This window comes from Arthrobacter ginsengisoli (assembly GCF_031456935.1).
Classification (GTDB): Bacteria; Actinomycetota; Actinomycetes; order Actinomycetales; family Micrococcaceae; genus Arthrobacter; species Arthrobacter ginsengisoli.
The window spans coordinates 414370-432075 of the sequence record NZ_JAVDVQ010000001.1 but is presented as its reverse complement, the minus strand read 5'-3'; the positions used below and the strand labels follow the sequence as shown (position 1 = coordinate 432075).

Genomic DNA, 17706 nt, shown 5'->3' with positions numbered 1-17706 from the left:
TCTGAGGGGACGACGGGAATCGAACCCGCGTAATCAGTTTGGAAGACTGAGGCTTTACCATTAAGCTACGTCCCCGGGAATTCGCAGGAGCTCTCCTGCAAGACTTCCGGGCGGCTGTTGAAGCCGGATACAACTAAACCCAATTCAGGGCCCCGGTGTCAAATGTGCAAACCGGCGCGTTTTGACCGTAGACTGTTCTGTGCACTTACGGGGTGTAGCTCAGCTTGGCTAGAGCACCTGCTTTGGGAGCAGGAAGTCGCAGGTTCAAATCCTGTCACCCCGACTCTGCTGGATCCGCCAGACCTTGGCGGTGCAGAACCCCACCCCCTAAAACCAGGAGTACTTAGACTGTGAAGAGCGCTGTCGAGAACCTCACCCCCACGCGGGTCAAGCTCAATGTTGAGGTCCCCTTTGAGGAATTGAAGCCCAGCATCGCAGAGGCATACAAGACTGTTGCTTCGCAGATCCAGGTCCCCGGTTTCCGCAAGGGCAAGGTCCCCTCCAAACTCATTGACCAGCGCGTCGGCCGCGGCTACGTGCTGGAAACTGCCATCAACGACGGCCTCAACGGCTGGTACCAGGCAGCCGTTCAGGAAACCGGCATCCGCCCGCTGAGCCGTCCCGAGGTCGAAATCACCGAGGTTCCGGACCCCTCCGCCACCGACGGTGAACTCAAGTTCCACGCCGAGGTTGACGTCCGCCCGGAAATCGAACTGCCCGACTACGCCGGCATCAAGGTTGAGGTTGCCGCCGCTGAGTCCACCGACTCCGACGTCGACAAGGCCCTGGACGAACTCCGCGGCCGCTTCGGCACGCTGAAGTCCGTGGACCGCCCCGCCGCGGACCAGGACTTCCTGACCATCGACATCACCGCCACCATCGACGGCGCGGAGGTCGATTCCGCCGCCGGGTTGTCCTACCAGGTCGGCGCCGGCACCATGCTCGAAGGCCTCGACGAGGCCGTCACCGGCCTCAGCGCCGACGAGGACGCCATCTTCGACACCACCCTCGTGGGCGGCGAGCACGCCGGCGAGTCCGCCCAGGTCAAGGTCGTCGTCAAGTCCGTCAAGGAGCGCGAGCTTCCCGAGGCTAACGACGACTTCGCCCAGCTGGCCTCCGAATTCGACACGCTGGCCGAACTGCGCGAGGACCTCGCCAAGCAGGCTGCCGAGTCCAAGGTCGTCGAGCAGGGCGTCGAGGCCCGCGACAAGGTCCTCGACAAGCTCGTTGAGCTCGTAGCGGTTCCCGTCCCGGACTCCGTCGTCGAAGAGCAGCTCGAGCAGCACTTCAACGCCGAGAACGCCCACGGCGAAGGCGAGCACGACACCGAGGAGCACCGCGCCGAGGTCAAGTCCAACACCGAGCGTGCGTTCCAGAACGAGATCATCCTTGACGCCATCGCGGAAAAGGAAGAAGTCAACGTCAGCCAGAACGAGCTGATCGACTACATCGTCACCACCGCCGGCCAGTACGGCATGGACCCGAACCAGTTCGCCCAGATCATCGACCAGAGCGGCCAGGTCCCGATGATGGTCTCCGAGGTCCGCCGCCGCAAGGCGCTGGCCGTCGTCCTGGGCCAGGCCGAGGTCACCGACTCTGAGGGCAACAAGGTTGACCTCAGCGACTTCGTCCGCCCCGGCGGCGAAGAGGCACCGGCCGAGGCAGCTGCCGAGACCGACATCGAGGACGCCGCTTCCGAGGAAGCAGCACCCGAGACCGCGAAAAACGATGACCCGGCAGCAGTGAAGTTCTAACCCTTTCTGTTCCCGTAGTTCCCGCAGCACCCCCGGATCTTTGCTCCGGGGGTGCCGCTTTTTAAGCCCGTAATGAACCCTCCCGGTCAATCGTGCGCCGTCAGCGAACAGCCCCGCGCCTGAGCACAATGCAGGCCGGAAAACCGTTAGTGTCCATGTAGGAAAGTTCAGTGATGCCGTTCAGTGGCGTCACCGTCGCCAGCGAGAGGTAAGTACATATGTCACAGCAAGCAGGGGCACCCCGGATGGCTACTGTCGATCCGGCAGCCCAGGATAACTACATTTACAACCGCCTGCTGAAAGAGCGCATCATCTGGCTCGGCTCCGAGGTCCGCGACGAGAACGCCAATGCGATCTGCTCGCAGCTGCTGCTGCTCTCGGCCGAGAACCCCGAGAAGGATATCTACCTCTACATCAACTCACCGGGCGGCTCCGTCACCGCCGGCATGGCCATCTACGACACCATGCAGTTCATCCCGAACGACGTCGTCACCGTCGCCACCGGCCTTGCCGCCTCGATGGGACAGTTCCTGCTCTCCTCCGGCTCCAAGGGCAAGCGCTACGCCACGCCCAACGCCCGCATCCTGATGCACCAGCCCTCCGGCGGCATCGGCGGCACGGCTTCGGACATCAAGATCCAGGCCGAACTCATCCTGCACATGAAGAAGATCATGGCCGAGCTGACGGCCGACCAGACCGGGCAGACGGTCGAGACCATCCTCAAGGACAACGACCGCGACAAGTGGTTCACGGCCAAGGAAGCCCTCGAATACGGCTTCTTCGACAAGATCGCCGCGCACGCGGGATCCGTGGCCGGCGGCGGCGGAACCAACGCCAACGCCAACGGCGACAGCACCGTCACCTCATCCACCGAGAACTGACCGGCACGCAGACAGCAATGAATTCAGGAGCAATGAACATGAACTACAACTTCGGTTCGACTGCCGGCAACCTGCCGAGCAGCCGCTATGTGCTGCCGCAGTTCGAAGAGCGCACACCCTACGGCTTCAAGCGCCAGGACCCGTACACCAAGCTCTTTGAGGACCGCATCATCTTCCTCGGTGTCCAGGTCGACGACGCCTCGGCCGACGACGTGATGGCGCAGCTGCTCGTACTCGAGTCCACCGACCCGGACCGCGACATTACGCTCTACATCAACTCCCCGGGCGGATCCTTCACCGCCATGACGGCGATCTACGACACCATGACGTACATCCGCCCGGAGATCCAGACCGTCTGCCTCGGCCAGGCCGCCAGTGCCGCCGCGGTGCTCCTCGCCGCCGGTACCCCGGGCAAGCGCCTCGCGCTGCCGAACGCCCGGGTCCTGATCCACCAGCCCTCGCTCTCCGGCGGCCAGGGCGGCCAGGCCTCCGACCTGGAGATCCAGGCCGCAGAGGTCATGCGGATGCGGGCCTGGCTCGAGGACACCCTGGCCAAGCACTCCGGCCGGACACCGGAGCAGGTCAACAACGACATCGAGCGCGACAAGATCCTCACCGCGGCCGAGGCCATGCAGTACGGCCTGATCGACCAGGTGCTGGATTCCCGCAAGATGAAGCCCCAGGCAATCACCAGGTAGCGGACCATTACGTAACAAGCACGACCCGACGCCGGTGCGGCCCCTAAATGTGGCCGCACCGGCGTCCGCTTTCCACCCAACAGGCCCAAAGTGACCTAGAGTGGAACATGTCACGGCGGCCTTCCCCCGGGAAACGTCCGTGATTCCAGTAACGGGTGCAGCGCTGCGCAGGATTTCCACGGAGCCGGCAGCAGATACTAAAAGGGGTTCACATATGGCTCGGATTGGCGAGAGCACGGATCTGCTGAAGTGTTCTTTCTGCGGAAAGAGCCAGAAACAGGTCCGCAAGCTCATTGCCGGGCCCGGCGTCTACATCTGCGACGAGTGCATTGAACTCTGCAACGAGATCATTGAAGAAGAACTCGCCGAAGTAGCCGATCTGGGCAGTTTTGAACTGCCCAAGCCCCGCGAGATCTTTGACTTCCTGCAGGAATACGTGATCGGCCAGGAGCCCGCCAAACGCTCGCTCGCCGTCGCGGTCTACAACCACTACAAGCGCATCCAGGCCGGCCACGCCCCCAAGAGCGGCAGCCTCGCCGACGGCGTCCACCACGACGACGTCGAGATCGCCAAGTCAAACATCCTGCTGATCGGCCCCACCGGCTGCGGCAAGACCTACCTGGCGCAAACCCTGGCCCGCCGCCTCAACGTGCCCTTCGCCGTCGCCGATGCCACCGCGCTGACCGAGGCCGGCTACGTCGGCGAGGACGTCGAGAACATCCTCCTGAAGCTCATCCAGGCCGCCGACTACGACGTCAAGAAGGCCGAGCAGGGCATCATCTACATCGACGAGATCGACAAGATCTCGCGCAAGAGCGAAAACCCCTCCATCACCCGGGACGTCTCGGGCGAGGGTGTGCAGCAGGCCCTGCTGAAGATCCTTGAGGGCACGGTCGCCTCGGTCCCGCCGCAGGGCGGCCGCAAGCACCCGCACCAGGAATTCATCCAGATCGACACCACCAACGTGCTCTTCATCGTCGCCGGCGCCTTCGCCGGGCTCGAGGAGATCATTGGATCGCGGTCCGGGCGCAAGGGCATCGGATTCGGCGCACCGCTCAATGAAGTCAAGAACAACACCGACTCCTACGGCGAGGTCATGCCCGAGGACCTGTTGAAGTTCGGGCTGATCCCGGAATTCATCGGCCGCCTGCCGGTCATCACCACCGTCTCCAACCTGGACCGGTCGGCGCTGATCCAGATCCTGTCCACACCCAAGAACGCCCTCGTGAAGCAGTACCAGAAGATGTTCCAGCTTGACGGCGTCGAACTGGTCTTCGAGGACGAGGCACTGAACACGATCGCCGACCAGGCGCTCGAACGAGGCACCGGCGCCCGCGGGCTCCGCGCCATCATGGAGGAAGTCCTGCTCCCCGTGATGTTCGACCTGCCCAGCCGCGACGACATCGCCACGGTGGTCATCACCGAAGAGGTCGTCTCCAAAAAGGCCGCGCCCACGTTGATCGCCCACGACGTCAAGCGCCGCAAGTCCGCCTGATCCGGAACAGGCCCGCACGGGAATAAACAGCCCGTACCTGTCGCTGTCATCTTTGGCGCGCCGTGTAATTGATCCACCGCAGCGCCGGTCCCGCAGACTTCCTAAAGGAGAACACCTGTGCCTGAAACCATGACCAACAAGGCCGACTTCTGGTTCGACCCGATGTGCCCCTTCGCCTGGGTGACCTCCCGCTGGATCGGTGAGGTGGAAGGCGTCCGCGACATCAGCACCGACTGGCACGTGATGAGCCTGGCCATGCTGAACGCCGGCCGCGAGGAGCTCCCGGAGGAGTACAAGGCCTTCCTCACCAAGGCCTGGGCCCCGGTGCGGGTCATCACCGCCGCCGCGGAGCAGCACGGCACCTCCTACGTCAAGGCGCTCTACGACGCCATGGGCACCAAGATCCACAACGAGGGCAACAAGGACATCGCCGAGGTCATCGCCAAGTCCCTCGCCGAGGTCGGCCTGCCGGCGGAACTCGCGGCAGCAGGCCAGAACGACGAATTCGACGCCACCCTGCGCACCAGCCACGAGGCCGGCATCTCGCTGGTCGGCCAGGACGTCGGCACGCCGATCGTCGCCTTCGACGGAACCGCCTTCTTCGGCCCCGTGCTCACCCGTATCCCGCGCGGCGAGGAAGCCGGCCGCCTGTGGGACGCCACGGTGACGCTGGCATCCTTCCCGCACTTCTTCGAAATCAAGCGCAGCCGGACGGAAAGCCCGGACTTCAACTAGGTTCCCGGAGGGCGCTGAACGAGTCCACAAAGACGCCAAAAAGCCCCGGAAGAATTACTTCGTTGTAGTTCTTCCGGGGCTCTTGCGTATGCCGAAGGGCGGGACAACAATAGAACTTACCCACTTCGAAAGAAGCGGGACGCAGAAACCAAAGATTCAGTGACACTCATCCGACGCAGCCTTCGGCAAAGTCAGATGATGGCTACCAGTGACGAGGTAGGAAGACCTGGAAATCTGAGGATTCTGCCAGATTGTCTAAGACGTCACGTGACAATCGAAAAGTCGAAGCCCCACCAACGGCAACACGCTGATGGGGCTTCCCCTTTGCCTCAAAACAGGCCAGCCCCAAAACAGGCCAGCCCATGAACAGGGTGCCCCCATGAGCAGTGAACCCATCGGCAGCTACGCCCTCCTGTCCGACTGCTCCTCCGCGGTACTCGTAAGCTCGTCCGGCTCCGTGGACTGGCTGTGCTTCCCGCGTTTTGACAGCCCCTCGGTCTTCGGACGGCTGCTGGGCCCGGCGGCCGGGTTCTGGTCGATCCGCCCGGTCGGAGCCCACACCTCAACCCGCCGCTACTTCGGCCCGACGATGGTGCTGGAGACCACCCACACCACCGCGGACGGCAGCGTCACGGTGACGGATGCCCTGGTGCTCGGCGACGGAAGGCGGGGCCACGACCTTGGCGCGGATTCGCCCGGAACCCTGCTCCGGCAGGTGTCCGGCACCGCGGGAACCGTCGAGCTCGACATCATCTTCTGCCCCCGGCCGGACTACGGCCTCACCCGGCCCCAGTTGCGCAAGTTCGACGGCGGCCTGCTGGCCACCGCGGGCAGCCAGCTGCTGGCCCTCTCCAGCCCGGTCGCTTTTGAGCTCGAGGAAGGCACGGCGAGGGCCAGGCTGACGCTTCACGCCGGCGACATCAGCGGCTTCGCCCTCCATCACCAGCCCGCCCCTTCCGGCGGAGGCTCCGACTGGAGCCAGGCTGACATCACCCGCCGGCTCGCCGACACCGTACAGGGCTGGACCAGCTGGGCGGAGATGCACCAGCACTACCAGGGCCCGTGGCAGGAACTCGTCGCCGGCAGCGGACGGATTCTGCAGGCCCTCACGTACTACCCCACCGGCGCCTTCGTGGCCGCCCCGACCACGTCACTGCCGGAGGTGGCCGGAGGCACCCGCAACTGGGACTACCGGTACACCTGGATCCGGGACGCCAGCATGACCCTGCAGGCCCTCTGGGTGGCCGCCTGCCCGGACGAGGCCGGGAAGTTCTTCCAGTTCCTGGCCACCGCGGCCGCACGCCAGCTGGCCGGCGGCGAGGAGCTGCAGATCATGTTTGGCGTCGGCGGGGAACGCGAGCTGCCCGAACGCGAGCTGGTGCACCTGCCCGGCTGGCGCGCCAGCTCCCCGGTGCGGGTCGGCAACGGCGCGTGGAACCAGCGCCAGCTCGACGTTTACGGTGAACTGCTCGACGCCGCCGCCACGCTGCCGAAGTACCTCGCCGGGCTATCACCGGACACCCGGCTGTTCCTCGCCGATGCCGCCGACGCCGCGGCAGCTCGCTGGCGCTCGGCGGACCACGGCATCTGGGAAGTCCGCGGGGAGCCACGCCACTATCTGCACTCCAAGCTCATGTGCTGGGTGGCCGTCGACCGGGCCATCGGCCTCGCCGGGATCCTCAGGACCCCCGAGCGGGTACCGCACTGGGCCGAGGCGCGGGAGCAGATCGCGGCCTCCATCCGCACCGAGGGCTGGAGCCCCGCGGCGAATGCCTACACCCAGGCCTACGGCTCCGACGACCTCGACGCTTCGGCGCTGATGCTCGCCATCGTCGGGTTCCTCCCTCCGGAGGATCCGGGCATGCGCGCCACGATCGCGGCGATTGAGCAACGGCTCACCGATCCCCGCGGCCTCGTCTACCGCTACCGGGCCCGCGACGGCTTCGCGGGCGAGGAAGGGACATTCCTGTTGTGCACCTTCTGGCTGGCGCAGGCCCTGGCCCTGGCCGGCGAGACCCAACGCGCACGGGACGTCTTCGAACGGGCCGCCGGATTCGCCACTGACCTTGGCCTCCTGGCCGAAGAGATCGCCACGGACAGCAGCGAGCTGCTGGGCAACTTCCCGCAGGCGTTCAGCCACATCGGCCTCGTCAATGCCGCCTGGGCGATCCGCCTGGCGGAGGAGCCCGGAAACGGGATAGGGAGGCGTTCCGCCCGGCCTGAGCCGGGCGGAACGCCTCCCTCGTCCTAAGCCGCTAGGCCTGTGCGGGCTCCTCCGCCGGCGGCGCCAGGACGACGTCGCTGACGGTCAGTTCGCCGTCGCCGACCGCCAGGGTCAGCTCCCGGGCGTTGGCGGCAGCCTTGAGGTCGGCCAGGCCGGCCCTCAGCTGCGTGGTGAGGGAGTCCGAGCCCGTGATGGTCGCGGACAGCACTTCGGTGCGCTGCTTGACCTTGGCCTCCGACTTCGCCTTGCGGATGCCGCTGAGCGCCGTTCCCACCGTGGCCAGCAGCGTGGTGTCGCCCTCGGTCGCAACCGCGGACGGCCAGGCGGCACGGTGCACCGAACCGGTGCGCCACCAGCTCCAGACTTCCTCCGTGGCGAACGGCAGGAACGGCGCGAAGAGGCGCAGCAGCGTGTCCAGGCTCGTCGCCAGCGCCGCCAGCACGGAAGCCTGCTCGGCCTCCCCGGCGGCACCGTAGGCGCGGTCCTTGATCAGCTCCACGTAGTCATCGGTGAAGTGCCAGAAGAAGCTCTCGGTGATCTGCAGGGCCCTGGCGTAGTCATAGCTTTCGAACGCCTTGGTCGCCTGGACGACCACGTCGGCGAGCTGGGCCAGCACGGCCCGGTCCAGGGTGTTGCTGAGCACGGACAGGTCTCCGGAGACCACGGAGTTCTCGGTGGCGCCCAGGTTCAGCACAAACTTGGAAGCATTGAGCAGCTTGATCGCCAGCCGGCGGCCGATCTTCATCTGGGCGATCTCATAGGCCGTGTCCGCGCCCAGCTTGGCCGAGGCGGCCCAGTAGCGGACCGCGTCCGAGCCGTACTCCTCGAGCACGTCGGTCGGGACAATCACGTTGCCCTTGGACTTGGACATCTTCTTCCGGTCCGGGTCCAGGATCCAGCCGGAAATGGCGGCGTGCTTCCACGGTGCGGAGTCCTGCAGGGCGTCGGCGCGCACCGCGGACGAGAACAGCCAGGTCCGGATGATGTCGTGGCCCTGCGGTCGCACGTCGAAGGGGTAGACCTTGGCGAACAGCGCCTCGTCGGTGCTCCAGCCGCCCACGATCTGCGGGGTCAGCGAGGAGGTCGCCCAGGTGTCCAGCACGTCGGCGTCACCGGTGAAGCCGCCCGGCAGATCGCGCTGGGCTTCCTGGTATCCGGGTGCCGCGTCCGCTGCGGGGTCCACCGGCAGCTGCGCGTCGGACGGGACGATGGGCGCCGCGAAGTCCGGGTTGCCGTCGGCGTCCAGCGGATACCAGACGGGCACCGGCACGCCGAAGAAACGCTGGCGGGAAACGAGCCAGTCGCCGTTCAGCCCGGAGATCCAGTTCTCGTAGCGGGAGCGCATAAACGCCGGGTGGAAGTCGATCTCGTGGCCGCGGGCAATGAGCCGCTCCCGGCGTTCCGCGTCGCGGCCGCCGTTGCGGATGTACCACTGGCGGGAGGTCACGACTTCGAGGGGCTTGTCGCCCTTCTCGAAGAAGTTCACCGGGTGCATGATCTTCTGTGGTGCACCGTCGAGGAGGCCGGCGGCGGTCAGGAGTTCCACCACGCCTTCCTTGGCGCTGAAGACGGTCTTGCCGGCGATCGCCTCGAAGCTGGCGCGGCCCTCGGCGGTGGTGATCCACTCCGGGGTCTCGCCGATGATGCGGCCGTCGCGGCCCACGATCGCGCGGGTGGGCAGCTGGAGTTCGCGCCACCAGGTGACGTCGGTGAGGTCGCCGAAGGTGCAGACCATGGCGACGCCGGAGCCCTTGTCCGCCTTGGCGAGCGGGTGGGCCTTGACCTCCACCTCCACGCCGAACAGGGGGGAAGTGACCTTCTTGCCGAACAGCGGCTGGTACCGTTCGTCGTCGGGGTTCGCCACCAGGGCGGCGCAGGCGGCCAGCAGCTCCGGCCGGGTGGTTTCGATGTAGATCTTGTCGCCGTCCTCGGTGAAGAACGGGTAGCGGTAGTAGGCGCCGGCCACCTCGCGGTCCTCGAGCTCGGCCTGGGCCACCGCGGTGCGGAAGGTGACATCCCACAGGGTGGGTGCCTCGGCCATGTAGGCGTCGCCGGCGGCGAGGTTCGCCAGGAAGGCGCGCTGGGAGATGGCCCGGGACTTGTCGTCGATGGTGCGGTAGGTGAGGTCCCAGTCCACGGACAGGCCGAGGGTCTGGAACAGGTTTTCGAAGACCTTTTCGTCCTCGACGGCGAGTTCCTCGCACAGTTCGATGAAGTTCCGGCGCGAGACAACGTCGAAGTCGCGCTGGTTCTTGGCAGGCTCGGCCGGCGGGCGGTAGCCGGCGTCGTAGGCGGTGGTCGGGTCGCAGCGCACACCGTAGTAGTTCTGCACGCGGCGCTCGGTGGGCAGGCCGTTGTCGTCCCAGCCCATCGGGTAGAACACGTTTTTGCCGGTCATCCGCTGGTAGCGCGCCAGGACGTCGGTCTGGGTGTAGGAGAACATGTGGCCGACGTGCAGCGACCCGGACGCCGTCGGCGGGGGAGTGTCGATCGAGTAGACCTGCTCCCGGGTGGTGTCCTGGTCGAACTTGTAGGTTCCTTCGTCAAGCCAGCGCCGGGTGAGGGCGTCTTCCAGCCCCTCCAGGGCGGGCTTGTCCGGAACGTTGATGGGGGCGGTGGTGGGCGTGTCTGTACCCTGCGTGTCTTCAGCCATGCGGCAATTCTTTCACGGTCCGTGCGGGCAGACCGCCGGGGCCTGCCGGGCGGTGCGGCGTAGCATGCGCAGATGGAGACATTTGCCGGGCCCTTCGCGATCAAGCGCATCTATGACGAACCCGCCGACGACGACGGCTGCCGGGTCCTGGTGGACCGGCTCTGGCCGCGGGGTATCAGCAAGGAACGCGCGCAACTTCAGCTGTGGCTCAAGGAGGTGGCGCCCTCGCCGCCGCTGCGGACCGAGTTCGCGCACATGCAGGAACGCTTCGCCGACTTCCGTGCCGCCTACGAGGCGGAACTCGACGGCAACCCGGCCGTGCAGACGCTGCGGGACCTGGCCGCCGAGCACGGGAAAGTGACGCTGCTGTTCGCGGCGAGGGACCCGCAGACCAACCATGCCCGGGTCCTGCAGGAGTTCCTGGCCAGCCGTTAGGGTAGTGCCATGACTGAAGGAATCAACAACAAGGCAGCAGTAGCCAAAGCAGCAGTTGTCACCGGGGCCAGTACAGGCATCGGCGAGGCCACCGTGCGCGCGCTCCGAGGCGAGGGCTGGACCGTCTACGCCGTCGCCCGCAGGGCGGACCGGCTGGAGGCGCTCGCCGCGGAAACCGGCGCCGTCGCCCTGCCGGCGGACGTGACCGACGACGCCGACGTCGCCCGGCTCCTCGACGAGGTGACCCGCGCCGGCGGCATCGACACGCTCATCAACATTGCCGGCGGCGCCCGCGGCGCGGACACGGTGGCCGAAGCCAAGACCGGGGACTGGGAATGGATGTTCGAAGTCAATGTCCTGGGCACGATGAAGCTCACCCGGGCGTTCCTGCCGATGCTGCGCGCCGGCGGTGAAGGCACCGTCCTGAACCTGACCTCGACGGCGGGACTCTCCGCCTATGAAGGCGGCGGCGGGTACAACGCCGCGAAGTTCGCCCAGCACGCCCTGACCGGGGCCCTGCGCCTCGAGGAGGCCGAGCACAACCTCCGCGTGATCGAGGTGGCACCCGGCCTGGTCCAGACCGAGGAGTTCGCCCTGAACCGGCTCGGCGACCAGTCCGCCGCCGCCAAGGTCTACCAGGGGGTCGAGAAGCCGCTGACCGCGGCGGACGTCGCCGACGTCGTCCGGTACGCCGTCACGGCACCGCACCACGTCAACCTCGACCAGATCGTGATCCGCCCGGTCGCGCAGGCCGCCAACTACAAGCTGATCCGCAAGGCCTGACTGCCGGTTCCCGCGCGGCCGGTCAGTGCAGGCATTGCGGGCCCAAGACAGTTGTTAGACTTCTCCTAACAGCTTTGACCCGGCCATCACCGGTGAGCTTCCGGAAGAACGCCCCGGCGCCACGAGTTTCTTGCGCCAGGGCCGGTAGAACCGGACGGGTAAGCCCGTCACAGCAGTAATGAGCGGCCGACACCGCGCTCCCTGTCCACAGGGAGCGGGACCGGTGCCGGTAAGTGAGGTGGTACCGCGGTGCCGGTGTTGTCGAAAAGACAGTGCCAGGCCGTCCTCGCATCCTGAATGAATACATGTGTTCACCAGCTCAACCCAGGATGTCGAGATGACTTATTACCCCAAGGCCTCCGCCGCAGGCGCCGGCTCCACCACCTCCACCACCTCTGGTGTGCCGGCCTCCGTGAAGTTCCCGGAGATCGAAGAGCGCATCCTGAGGTACTGGGACCAGGACGGCACTTTCCAGGCCAGCATCGACCAGCGCGCCGCCGACCTTCCTGGCGGCGCGCCCGGCAGCAACGAATTCGTCTTCTACGACGGTCCCCCGTTCGCCAACGGCCTGCCGCACTACGGCCACCTCCTGACCGGCTACGCCAAGGACCTGGTCGGCCGCTACCAGACCCAGCGCGGGCGCCGTGTCGAGCGCCGCTTCGGCTGGGACACCCACGGGCTGCCCGCCGAGCTGGAAGCCATGAAGCAGCTGGGCATGACGGACAAGACCCAGATCGAGGCCATGGGCATCGACAAGTTCAACGACGCCTGCCGTTCGTCCGTGATGAAGTACGCGGACGAGTGGAAGAGCTACGTCACCCGCCAGGCCCGCTGGGTGGACTTCGAGAACGACTACAAGACGCTCAACGTCGAGTACATGGAGTCCGTGCTCTGGGCCTTCAAGCAGCTGCACGAAAAGGGCCTGACCTACAACGGCTACCGCGTGCTGCCGTACTGCTGGAAGGACGAGACACCGCTGTCCAACCATGAGCTGCGCATGGACGACGACGTCTACAAGAACCGCCAGGACCAGACCGTCACGGTCACCTTCCCGATCACGGCGGGGGAGTCGGAGCTGTCCCGGCAGCTCGCCGGAGTTCAGGCGCTGGCCTGGACGACGACGCCCTGGACACTGCCCACCAACGCGGCGCTCGCCGTCGGGCCCGCCATCAGCTACGTCGTCCTGCCGGCCGGCCCGAACGGCGTCAAGGCAGCCTCCGCCGACGCCCCCGTCGCCGGCAGCTTCCTGCTCGCCGGGGACCTGCTCGGCACCTACGCCAAGGATCTCGGCTACGGGGACGGCGCCGAGGGTGCCGCCGCGGCCGAAGCAGCGGTGACCTCCCGCCACACCGGCGCCGAACTCGAAGGCCTGACGTACGAGCCGCTCTGGGACTACTTCGCCGACGACGAGAAGTACGGCAACCAGAACGCCTGGCGCTTCCTCGTGGCCGACTACGTCACCACCACCGACGGTACCGGCCTGGTGCACCAGTCGCCCGCCTACGGTGAAGACGACCAGAAGGTCTGCGAGGACGCCGGGATCCCCGTCGTCCTCTCCGTGGACGAAGGCGCCAAGTTCCTGCCGCTGTTCAGCCACGGCCCGCTGGCGGAGATCGCCGGCCTGCAGGTCTTCGAGGCGAACAAGCCCATCACCCAGGTACTCCGCGCCCAGGGCCGCCTGGTCCGCCAGGCCAGCTACGAGCACAGCTACCCGCACTGCTGGCGCTGCCGCAACCCGCTGATCTACCGCGCCGTGTCGTCCTGGTATGTCGAGGTCACGAAGTTCAAGGACCGCATGTCGGAGCTGAACCAGGAGATCAACTGGATCCCCGGCAACGTCAAGGACGGCCAGTTCGGCAAGTGGCTCGCCAACGCCCGCGACTGGTCCATCAGCCGCAACCGTTACTGGGGCAGCCCCATCCCGGTGTGGCAGTCCAGCGACCCGGACTACCCGCGCACCGACGTCTACGGCTCACTCGCCGAGATCGAGGCCGACTTCGGCCGGCTGCCGCTGAACAAAGCCGGCGAGGTGGACCTGCACCGTCCGTTCATCGACGAGCTGACCCGCCCGAACCCGGACGACCCGCGCACCCCGGCGCAAGGCCAGTCCGTGATGCGCCGCGTCGAGGACGTCCTGGACGTCTGGTTTGACTCCGGCTCCATGCCGTACGGCCAGGTGCACTACCCGTTCCAGAACGAGGAATGGTTCGACACGCACAACCCGGCGGACTTCATCGTCGAGTACATCGGCCAGACCCGCGGCTGGTTCTACATGCTGCATATCCTGTCCACCGCGCTGTTCGACCGGCCGGCCTTCCGCAACGTCATCAGCCACGGCATCGTCCTGGGCTCGGACGGGCAAAAGATGTCCAAGAGCCTGCGCAACTACCCGGACGTCTCCGAGGTCCTGGACCGCGACGGCTCCGACGCCATGCGCTGGTTCCTGATGTCCAGCCCGATCCTGCGCGGCGGCAACCTCGTGGTCACCGAGCAGGGCATCCGCGACGGCGTCCGCCAGGTCATCCTGCCGCTGTGGAACGTGTACAGCTTCTTCACGCTCTACACGAACGCAGCCGGTGGACAAGCGCGCGGCTACGACGCGAAGCTGCGTTACGACGGCTACGCCGACACGCTGGACCAGTACGTGATGGCCAACACCGGCGACCTGGTCCGGAACATGACCGCCCGGCTGGACAGCTACGACATCTCCGGTGCGTGCGATGAACTCCGCAGCTACCTGGACATGCTCACCAACTGGTACGTCCGCCGCAGCCGCCAGCGCTTCTTCGACGAGAACGTGGACGCCTTCGACGCGCTCTACACCGCCCTGGAAACGGTCTGCCGGGTCTCGGCCTCGCTGCTGCCGCTGGTCTCCGAGGAAATCTGGCGCGGGCTCACCGGCGGGCGCTCCGTGCACCTGGCCGACTGGCCGGACGCGGAACTGTTCCCGGCCAACCCGGCACTCGTCCAGGCCATGGACCGGATCCAGCAGATCTGCTCCACCGGCTCCTCGCTGCGCAAGGCCGCCAACCTGCGGGTGCGCCTGCCGCTGCAGGAACTCACCGTCGTCGCGCCCGGCGCGGCCGCCCTGGACGGCTTCGCCGCCGTCGTCGCCGATGAACTCAACCTGCGGTCCGTCCGGCTGCTCGACGCCGACGGAGCCTCCCCCGAGGAATTCGGCATCGAGCAGAAGCTCGTGGTGAACGCCCGCGCCGCCGGCCCGCGGCTGGGCAAGAACGTCCAGCAGGCCATCAAGGGCTCGAAGTCCGGGGACTGGTCCGTGGACGACGCCGGTCTGGTCACCGCGGGCGGGCTCACGCTCGAACCGCAGGAATACACCCTGGAAACCGTCGTGGCGGAAGCCGCGGAAGGCGAAGGCTCCCGCGCGGCAGCCGTCCTGCCCGGCGGCGGCTTCGTGGTCCTCAACACCGAGGTCACGCCCGAGCTTGAGGCCGAAGGTGCAGCCCGGGACATGGTCCGCGCCATCCAGCAGGCCCGCAAAGACGCCGGACTGAACGTCAGCGACCGGATCCGCACGTCCGTCACGGCGGCGCGCGACGTTGTCGACGCCGTGAAAGCCCACGAAAACCTCGTGGTCACAGAAACGCTTACCGTGGAGCTTGGCTTGTATGCCAGCGGGGACGGCACCGAGTTGCAGATCACTGTGGAAAAAGTAGGAGCCTAAACCATGACCGACGAATTCTCCGTGGAAAGCGTCTACGCCGAGCTGCTGGGCCGGGCGCCGGAAAACAAGATGGAACCGCGGCTGGCCCCGCTGTACCGGGCGATGGACATCCTGGGGGAGCCGAACAAGGCGTTCCCGATCATCCATGTCACCGGCACCAACGGCAAGACCTCGACCGCGCGCATGATCGAGGCCGGTCTCCGCGCGCACGGGCTGAGCACCGGCCGCTACACCAGCCCGCACCTGTCCAAGGTCACGGAGCGGATCAGCATCGACGGCGCCCCGGTACCGGATGAGACCTTCGTCCGGATCTGGGACGAGATCCGCCCGTACCTGGCCATCGTGGACAGCGAGCTCGTTGCCGAGGGACAGCCCCGGCTGACCTACTTCGAGTGCCTCACCATCCTCGGCTTTGCGGTCTTCGCCGACCAGCCGGTCAACGTCGCCGTCATCGAGGTGGGCCTGGGCGGCATCACCGACGCGACCAACGTCGGCGACGGCCAGGTCTTCGTGGTCACGCCGATCTCGCTGGACCACACGGACCTGCTGGGTGACACCACCGAGGACATCGCGCACGAAAAGGCCGGCATCATCAAGCCCGGCGGCTTCCTGGTCAGCGCCGCGCAGCCCCGGGACGCGGCCCAGGTGCTGCTGGACAAGGCCCAGGAAACGAACGTCCCGTTCCGCTTCGAAGGCGTCGAATTCGGCGTCGAATCCCGCACCGTCGCCGTCGGCGGGCAGGTGGTCACCATCCAGGGCCTCGCCGGCCGGTACGAGGACCTGCTGGTGCCGCTGCACGGCGCGCACCAGGCCGAGAACGCCGCCGTCGCGATCGCCGCACTGGAGGCCTTCTTCGGCGCGGAAAAGCCGCTCGACGCCGGACTCGTGCAGGAGGCGTTCGCCTCCGTCACCTCGCCCGGCCGGCTTGAGGTGGTGCGCACCGCGCCGACCATCATCGTGGACGCCGCGCACAACCCGGAAGGCATCCGGGTCTCCGCCGAGGCCATCCACGAGGCCTTCAGCTTCACCAAGCTGGTGGTCGTCGTCGGCGTCCTGCGGGAAAAGGACGCCGAGGAGATCCTCCGCCAGCTCAAGGAATCCCTCGGCGGCCTGGCCGCCGAGTACTGCTTCACGGAGTCCAACTCGCCGCGCGCCGTCCCGGCCGAGGACCTCGCGGAACTCGCCGTGGAGCTGGGGTTCGGCGAGGACAACATCCACGTGGCCCAGAAGCTCGATGACGCGCTCGAATGGGCGGTGGAACGCGCCGAAGCCAACGAAGACCTCGCCGGCGGCGTCCTCGTCACCGGCTCCATCACGCTCGTCGCGGACGCCCGGATCCTGCTCGGAAAGGCGGACGCCTAGACCATGGCGAAACTCACCAAGGCCCAGCGCGAATGGCGCCCGGGCATGCCCAAGAAACGCCGTTCCACCAAGGTCATGTTCGCCTCCACGGTGCTGCTGCTGGAGGCCTTCGTGGTGCTTTTCGGCACGCTCACCGTGTTCGGGCTGCGGCGGGACGAGTTCCCGCCGGTCCTGATCTTCTCCGTCGGGATCGCGTTGTGCCTCGTGTATGTCCTCACCTGCGCGGTGCTGTCCAAACCGTGGGGCGTGGCGCTGGGCTGGATCCTGCAGATTGTGCTGATCCTGACCGGGATCCTGGAGCCGGCGATGTTCCTGGTCGGCGGCCTTTTTGCGGTGGCCTGGTGGTACGGGATCCGCACCGGCATCCGGATTGACCGCGAGGCCGCCCAGCGGGAACGCGACCAGGCCGCCTGGGACGCCGCCCACCCCGAAGAGCAAAGCAACTAAACTGATTTCCGAACCCAACCCACACACATTGGAGCACCTGTGAGCATTGAGCGCACCCTCGTCCTGATCAAGCCCGACGGAGTCACCCGCAACCTGACCGGCAGCATCATTGCCCGCATCGAAGCCAAGGGATACACCCTGGCCGAGCTCAAGAAGGTCGACGCCAGCCGCGACCTGCTGGAGCAGCACTACGAGGAGCACGTGGGCAAGCCGTTCTACGAGCCGCTCGTCGAGTTCATGCTCAGCGGCCCGGTCGTCGCTGCGATCTTCGAGGGCCACCGCGTGATCGAGGGCTTCCGCACGCTCGCCGGCACCACGGACCCGACGACGGCGGCTCCGGGCACCATCCGCGGCGACTTCGGCCGCGACTGGGGCCTGAAGGTGCAGCAGAACCTGGTCCACGGCTCGGACTCCGTGGACTCCGCGGAACGCGAGATCAAGATCTGGTTCCAGGGCTAAGCTCCGGGATGCAGCCGCGCCACCGCGAGGTGACAGTTAAGGCCAATGAACGCGCGCGTTCATTGGCCTTAACTGTCACCTCGCGGCGGTTGTGC

The 17706-nt window shown here is 66.7% G+C and carries 13 protein-coding genes and 2 tRNA genes; 13 read left to right on the top strand and 2 right to left on the bottom strand.

The features are described from left to right. Positions 1-4: 4 nt before the first annotated feature. Positions 5-75 (bottom strand) — tRNA-Gly (locus J2X01_RS01990). 133 nt (positions 76-208) lie between these two features. On the opposite strand from J2X01_RS01990, the gene J2X01_RS01985 reads away from it, so the two are divergent. The 7 genes from J2X01_RS01985 (at position 209) to J2X01_RS01955 (ending at position 7814) form a co-directional block, all read left to right on the top strand. Continuing rightward, positions 209-283 (top strand) — tRNA-Pro (locus J2X01_RS01985). Between the two features lie 67 nt (positions 284-350). Beyond that, positions 351-1754, top strand: coding sequence for a trigger factor (gene tig / locus J2X01_RS01980; RefSeq protein WP_310050100.1), 1404 nt, complete (start codon positions 351-353; stop codon positions 1752-1754). 245 nt (positions 1755-1999) lie between these two features. Continuing rightward, a complete protein-coding gene (locus J2X01_RS01975) occupies positions 2000-2635 on the top strand; it encodes an ATP-dependent Clp protease proteolytic subunit (RefSeq protein WP_310050217.1) in 636 nt (211 codons plus the stop codon). Positions 2636-2673: 38 nt separating this feature from the next. Beyond that, complete coding sequence (locus tag J2X01_RS01970) at positions 2674-3333, top strand: ATP-dependent Clp protease proteolytic subunit (RefSeq protein WP_310050099.1); 660 nt, start codon at positions 2674-2676, stop codon at positions 3331-3333. Between the two features lie 214 nt (positions 3334-3547). Continuing rightward, the gene (clpX, locus tag J2X01_RS01965) at positions 3548-4828 is read left to right on the top strand and encodes an ATP-dependent Clp protease ATP-binding subunit ClpX (protein WP_310050097.1); all 1281 of its coding nucleotides are present in this window, start codon (positions 3548-3550) and stop codon (positions 4826-4828) included. Positions 4829-4945: 117 nt separating this feature from the next. Continuing rightward, the gene (locus J2X01_RS01960; protein WP_310050094.1) at positions 4946-5563 is read left to right on the top strand and encodes a mycothiol-dependent nitroreductase Rv2466c family protein; all 618 of its coding nucleotides are present in this window, start codon (positions 4946-4948) and stop codon (positions 5561-5563) included. Positions 5564-5942: 379 nt separating this feature from the next. After that, positions 5943-7814 carry a glycoside hydrolase family 15 protein gene (locus J2X01_RS01955; RefSeq protein ID WP_310050092.1) on the top strand — a complete coding sequence of 624 codons (1872 nt, stop codon included), beginning with the start codon at positions 5943-5945 and terminating at the stop codon, positions 7812-7814. A gap of 4 nt (positions 7815-7818) precedes the next feature. Here the strand turns inward: J2X01_RS01955 and valS are convergent, their stop codons facing one another. Further along, a complete protein-coding gene (gene valS / locus J2X01_RS01950; protein WP_310050088.1) occupies positions 7819-10440 on the bottom strand; it encodes a valine--tRNA ligase in 2622 nt (873 codons plus the stop codon). Between the two features lie 72 nt (positions 10441-10512). Between valS and J2X01_RS01945 the strand changes: the two genes are divergently transcribed. The 6 genes from J2X01_RS01945 to ndk all read left to right on the top strand — a co-directional run bounded on the left by J2X01_RS01945 (position 10513) and on the right by ndk (position 17611). Then, on the top strand, positions 10513-10875 hold the full coding sequence (locus J2X01_RS01945) for a DUF488 domain-containing protein (RefSeq protein ID WP_310050086.1): 363 nt from the start codon (positions 10513-10515) through the stop codon (positions 10873-10875). Between the two features lie 9 nt (positions 10876-10884). After that, the gene (locus tag J2X01_RS01940; protein ID WP_310050084.1) at positions 10885-11658 is read left to right on the top strand and encodes an SDR family oxidoreductase; all 774 of its coding nucleotides are present in this window, start codon (positions 10885-10887) and stop codon (positions 11656-11658) included. 337 nt (positions 11659-11995) lie between these two features. Beyond that, positions 11996-15343, top strand: a complete 3348-nt coding sequence (gene ileS, locus J2X01_RS01935) for an isoleucine--tRNA ligase (protein WP_310050082.1) — start codon at positions 11996-11998, stop codon at positions 15341-15343. Between the two features lie 3 nt (positions 15344-15346). Then, positions 15347-16705, top strand: coding sequence for a bifunctional folylpolyglutamate synthase/dihydrofolate synthase (locus tag J2X01_RS01930; protein WP_310050080.1), 1359 nt, complete (start codon positions 15347-15349; stop codon positions 16703-16705). 3 nt (positions 16706-16708) lie between these two features. Further along, the gene (locus tag J2X01_RS01925; protein ID WP_310050076.1) at positions 16709-17152 is read left to right on the top strand and encodes a DUF4233 domain-containing protein; all 444 of its coding nucleotides are present in this window, start codon (positions 16709-16711) and stop codon (positions 17150-17152) included. A 39-nt stretch (positions 17153-17191) separates the two neighbouring features. Continuing rightward, positions 17192-17611: a nucleoside-diphosphate kinase gene (gene ndk, locus J2X01_RS01920; RefSeq protein ID WP_310050073.1), complete on the top strand. Its 420-nt coding sequence runs from the start codon at positions 17192-17194 to the stop codon at positions 17609-17611. Positions 17612-17706 lie beyond the last annotated feature (95 nt).